The sequence below is a fragment of the Aneurinibacillus terranovensis DSM 18919 genome (assembly GCF_000430625.1).
GTDB lineage: Bacteria > Bacillota > Bacilli > Aneurinibacillales > Aneurinibacillaceae > Aneurinibacillus_B > Aneurinibacillus_B terranovensis.
Genome location: NZ_AUMJ01000099.1, coordinates 1 through 4,507, shown reverse-complemented (window position 1 = coordinate 4,507; position 4,507 = coordinate 1). Strand labels below are relative to the sequence as shown.

Annotated in this window: 6 protein-coding genes, 3 tRNA genes and 1 pseudogene; 9 read left to right on the top strand and 1 reads right to left on the bottom strand. The window is 43.8% G+C overall.

Annotated elements, in window-relative coordinates:
* Positions 1–13: 13 nt before the first annotated feature.
* The 4 genes from H525_RS0115140 to H525_RS0115125 all read left to right on the top strand — a co-directional run bounded on the left by H525_RS0115140 (position 14) and on the right by H525_RS0115125 (position 883).
* A tRNA-Asn gene (locus H525_RS0115140) sits at positions 14–89 on the top strand.
* Positions 90–115: 26 nt separating this feature from the next.
* Positions 116–190 (top strand) — tRNA-Arg (locus tag H525_RS0115135).
* A 2-nt stretch (positions 191–192) separates the two neighbouring features.
* Positions 193–279: transfer RNA gene (locus tag H525_RS0115130), tRNA-Leu, on the top strand.
* Positions 280–451: 172 nt separating this feature from the next.
* A complete protein-coding gene (locus H525_RS0115125) occupies positions 452–883 on the top strand; it encodes a Fur family transcriptional regulator (protein ID WP_027416879.1) in 432 nt (143 codons plus the stop codon).
* Positions 884–947: 64 nt separating this feature from the next.
* Here H525_RS0115125 and H525_RS0115120 read toward each other — a convergent pair whose 3' ends face one another.
* On the bottom strand, positions 948–1,292 hold the full coding sequence (locus tag H525_RS0115120) for a YgzB family protein (protein WP_027416878.1): 345 nt from the start codon (positions 1,290–1,292) through the stop codon (positions 948–950).
* Positions 1,293–1,671: 379 nt separating this feature from the next.
* On the opposite strand from H525_RS0115120, the gene H525_RS25725 reads away from it, so the two are divergent.
* The 5 genes and pseudogenes from H525_RS25725 (at position 1,672) to H525_RS29635 (ending at position 3,744) form a co-directional block, all read left to right on the top strand.
* Positions 1,672–2,025 (top strand): hypothetical protein, encoded by a 354-nt coding sequence (locus tag H525_RS25725; protein ID WP_051331073.1) that lies wholly within the window; start codon positions 1,672–1,674, stop codon positions 2,023–2,025.
* Positions 2,000–2,487 (top strand): annotated as a pseudogene (locus tag H525_RS26550) (IS66 family transposase); the annotation flags it as partial. The gene H525_RS25725 and the pseudogene H525_RS26550, both read left to right, overlap by 26 nt.
* A gap of 139 nt (positions 2,488–2,626) precedes the next feature.
* Complete coding sequence (locus H525_RS29640) at positions 2,627–2,758, top strand: hypothetical protein (RefSeq protein ID WP_425387709.1); 132 nt, start codon at positions 2,627–2,629, stop codon at positions 2,756–2,758.
* 402 nt (positions 2,759–3,160) lie between these two features.
* Positions 3,161–3,496: a hypothetical protein gene (locus H525_RS28275; protein ID WP_027416876.1), complete on the top strand. Its 336-nt coding sequence runs from the start codon at positions 3,161–3,163 to the stop codon at positions 3,494–3,496.
* Positions 3,497–3,513: 17 nt separating this feature from the next.
* Complete coding sequence (locus tag H525_RS29635; protein ID WP_027416875.1) at positions 3,514–3,744, top strand: group II intron maturase-specific domain-containing protein; 231 nt, start codon at positions 3,514–3,516, stop codon at positions 3,742–3,744.
* Positions 3,745–4,507: the final 763 nt, after the last annotated feature.

Below are 4,507 nucleotides of genomic sequence, written 5' to 3'. Positions count from 1 at the left end.
ATACCTGAATTGTTCCGCAGTAGCTCAGTCGGTAGAGCAATCGGCTGTTAACCGATCGGTCGCTGGTTCGAGTCCGGCCTGCGGAGCCATTTTTATAATTAAATTTTTGTTTTTTGGGTCTATAGCTCAGGGGATAGAGCGCTGGCCTCCGGAGCCAGGCGCCCAGGTTCGAATCCTGGTAGGCCCGCCATTGCGGTCGTGGTGGAATTGGCAGACACGCTATCTTGAGGGGGTAGTGGATGTACGTCCGTGCGAGTTCGAGTCTCGCCGACCGCACCATCCATAAGAATGTAAAAGTTGATACATAAAACGCTGGATACTCCCAGCGTTTTTTATTATGAAAAGGCCCCTTTATTGAAGATGGATTGACAAATTATAAGTTGTACTCGTAGACTAGTTATAAATATATAAAATAATAGTAATTAATTTTTGAGAAAGAGGTGCATGACAAGTGTCCGCAGAACAAATTCAAACCGCACTTAAAATATTGAAAGGTGCAGGTGTGCGGATGACTCCTCAACGTCATGCGATTTTGTCGTATTTAATGAATACGAAATCTCATCCTACTGTAGATGAAATATATAAATCGCTTGGGGGGAAGTTCCCGAGTATGAGTGTGGCAACCATTTATAATAATTTGAAAATGTTTAAAGATTTAGATCTGGTTAAGGAATTAACATATGGTGACTCTTCCAGTCGTTTTGATGCCAACATGGAAGAACATTATCATGTAGTTTGTTTAAAGTGTGGCACAATTGAGGACTTTTACTATTCCGGTTTACATCAGGTAGAAGAGGAGGCGTCTACCAGCACAGGATTTAAAGTGATTTCCCACCGAATGGAAGTATACGGGGTATGCAGCGATTGCCAGGTTCAGCATTAAAATCTTACGCTTATGAAAAAGCTCCTTTCGCTAATAAAGTGAAAGGAGCTTTTTCATAAGGTTGTTAATCAATGTTTGAAGCGTCTTTAGGGTCTAGCGAAAGTTTTTGTCTGCAAAACATACATTCATCCTTAAGGCCAACTACCTTTGTTACTTTACCGCAACTTGGGCAATATACTTGAACTGCCTTTGTAGAAAGCATTCCAATCCACATATACATAATAGAGCTTCCAATAATAAATAAAAAACCAAGCACAAGGAAGATAGCCATTACTATTATGTTATGTTGGAATAATGAGCCTAAATATCCAGCGAAGGCAGCATACCCTATATACATAACAACTATTCCGACAAACACTAGTCCTAATGCAAAATTGCGTAATCTATTTAATTTGCCCGAAAATAACATCTTTCACAATCCCTTCCCGCACCAATTAGACATAGTATAGCATAGCCTTTTAAAAAAAAAAGCCTCTCCAATTATTCGGAGAGGAAAGAAGGATATAGTTAGTACCTCAGGAAGAGTAAAAGAAATGTACACTTTTATGATAAAATAATGTTTACACTATGTCAATAGTGCAAGATAGATTTTATTATGTGAGAAACCATTAATGGCCGCATTATAATGCGCATAAGCGGTATGAAGGACTTCCTGCAGTGGAACTGCTCTTTCTTGCGGTCCCCTTTTGCGACGTGTCCGCATTGAAACGTAAGCGTCAAATACTCCCCACCTATTAACCCTATTTTGTCTATGAGATAACTCAGAATATCAAAGGGAGGATTTTCACATGACACAAGCCGAGGTGAGACAAGCATGGGAGGCCCGCGTAGCCGCGTATCGAGCCAGTGGCAGTGTGCATCGGAATGGTGTGCCGCCCACCAATGCACCACGCGACAATTATGGTACTGGCTGCGGAAACACCGACTTGCGTAAGTCGATTGACGGGTTAGCTGCACTCGTAAAGGAAGGTTTTGACTTGGCTCCCTTCTCTCTCTGTCTTTTTGCAGGAAACTGGAGGTCAAAAGTGGAATCGGCGCGTCCAGTGAGCGCACGCATCCGGATTAGCTGCAGCTGTTTAACAAAGCGGAGTCTGAAGCTGATCCCTCTGGCGAACACCCCGCAAGTTTTTATCCGGTTTTAGCGGATACCTGCACGTTGACGGTTACGCGGGTTACCATAAGGTAGATGCTTTTTCCGCATGGCTTCAAACGCAGAAGTCACGCGTACTGCCAAAAAGTGCCCTTGGACAGGCGATAACGTACTGCCGTTGCCGTAACCAGTGGAATAAATTAGAGGCCTATATGAAAGACGGCCGGTTGAAAATAGATAATAACCGCAGTGAACGCTCCATCAAGCTGTTCGTCATCGGTCGTAAGAATTGGATGCCAACACTCTGCGCGGTGCCCAGGCCAGCGCGATGATTTACAGCATCATTGAAACGGTCAAGGAGAATGGATTGAATCCCTTTGTCTATCTTAGCTATCTCTTTGAGAAGCTCCCCAATCTGATCGATACCAAAGACCACTGTACCTTAAATAAGCTGCTTCCTTGGTCACAGACGTTCCCCCTAACCTGTCGTGTATTTAATAAGAAGAATACTTGAGTCCCCGTCCTGTCACAAGGTGGGGACTATTTTACGCTTAGTGTGTCCTGAAGAATGACTGTACTGAAAGGAGTGGAAAGAACACAGTCGTCCGTGCTTTGTAAGAGATGAGGGGAGGCCCCTCAGAATCGGCATTCAGGTGCAGATTCTAAACCGCCTTTGGGTGCTACAATCAAAAGTTGTGGTGCTGAGCACAAATGGAGGCCAAGTCATTGGTCAGGTGAGTGCCATGAAGCTGAACGAAAGTAAAGAACTGACGAAGCGTCGTTAAGATAAAGTACGGTCAAACCAGAGGTTTTAAGCGGCCGCTGGGATAAGTTTGACAGAAACCTGATTACTGGTCAGATGACCGTCGGCGTAGAGGTTACAGGAGCATGGTACAGGCTCTTACAAGGAACAGGAGAAGTCTGGGCCCTAATGGAAATCGAAAAACCCAAGCGATAAAACGACAAGGGTGAAAGTAGAGATGTGGGGCACAGATGCGGAAGAACTCGTAGTAGTGATGAAACTGCTGTAATGGCAGAGGAGTGAAGGGGTTCTGTTATCTATACTTCTTTGATGGAACAACCGGAAAAAGGGAGGATTTTATGAAAGAAGGAAAATCGTTTGAGATTTCGAAACATCAAGTACTAGAGGCGTACAAACGTGTAAAAGCGAATCATGGGGCCTGGCGATGATGGAATGGATTTTACAGCGTTTGAGAAGAACCTTAAAAACAACTTGTACAAGATATGGAACAGAATGTCATCAGGAAGCTATTTTCCAGAGGCGGTCAAAGGTGTGGAAATATTCTAAGAAAAACGGAAAAACTCGGCTTTTGGGTGTGCCCACTATAGCCGACAGGGTGGCACAGATGGTGGTTAGAAGTTACACCTTCCGTAGGCGATACGTTCAAAACAAGCAAGGGGAGTTTTTCAATGGTTTTACGCCGGCAGTCAGCAAGACCTCAGGACAAGAACTGCGTGACCGCATACACAACATACGTATGAAAAACAAAACCGTGTCATAGAAAAGCTAGCAGGGCTAGTGAATCCTGTGGTCCGTGGTTGGGTTAACTACTTCTCAAAATTCGCTCCTGGCGTAGCCAAAAGAATCCTTACTTACGTAAATCTCACTCTAGCCAGATGGGTTAAATCGAAGTACAAGTCGAGGAAAGGAAGCATGATGAAGGCAATGAGATTCCTTAAATGCATTGCCACGAGCAACCCAAATCTTTTCTACCACTGGCAGATAGGGCTTGTGCCCGCGATTGGATAACAAGAGCCGAATGAAGGGAGACTTTCACGTTTGGTTCTGTGAGAGGCTGGGGGTGAAATTCCCCCGGTCTACTTGACCATTGAAAGCACCTTTGGCCGGTATAGGATTGATCGATGAATAAAATGGGAATACCAGCTTTACGTACCAGTTAGAAGATAAAATGCTGCAGTTGATAAAAGGCTCACGAGTGATCGCCCGGTCTGCACGGTTTATTCTTTTGCAGGAATGGCGTTATGTCCATCTTGATTAGAGGTTGTTCAAAATAACCGCAACATCCACAATGGCTTCGCTATTTTCCAGTTATAGTTCGTCATCCATCGTCTTTCTTTTCGTCCAATCCGCTAATACTCACAGAGCTTTTTTTGCCTATTGATTTTCACAGTGAACTACTTAAAGGATTCCTGAGTTTATTGCCGACTCTAAGAAAGCTCCAACGTTTAAACGAGCGATACAAATTACATCGCAAATAGCTCATCTTGAGCTAATTGCGATGTCCTGCAAGCCGGACAGGACAAGGGCTGAAAGATACAGGAGAAAAATTTTTACCCCCAAAAAAAGCGGAAAAACTTCATTTTCATGTATAAAAGAAAGAGGCAGAGCGAAAATCCACCCCAGCCTCTTTATGGTAGTAAATAGTAAACAGGCGACTCCATCCATGGTAAAATTGAATTGTCGAAAACAATTTTAAGTATCGGAGGGTCGCCTGTTATGGCTATTATACCACAACTCAAGCTGTTTCAGTGGAATGAGATTGCAGTGTTGG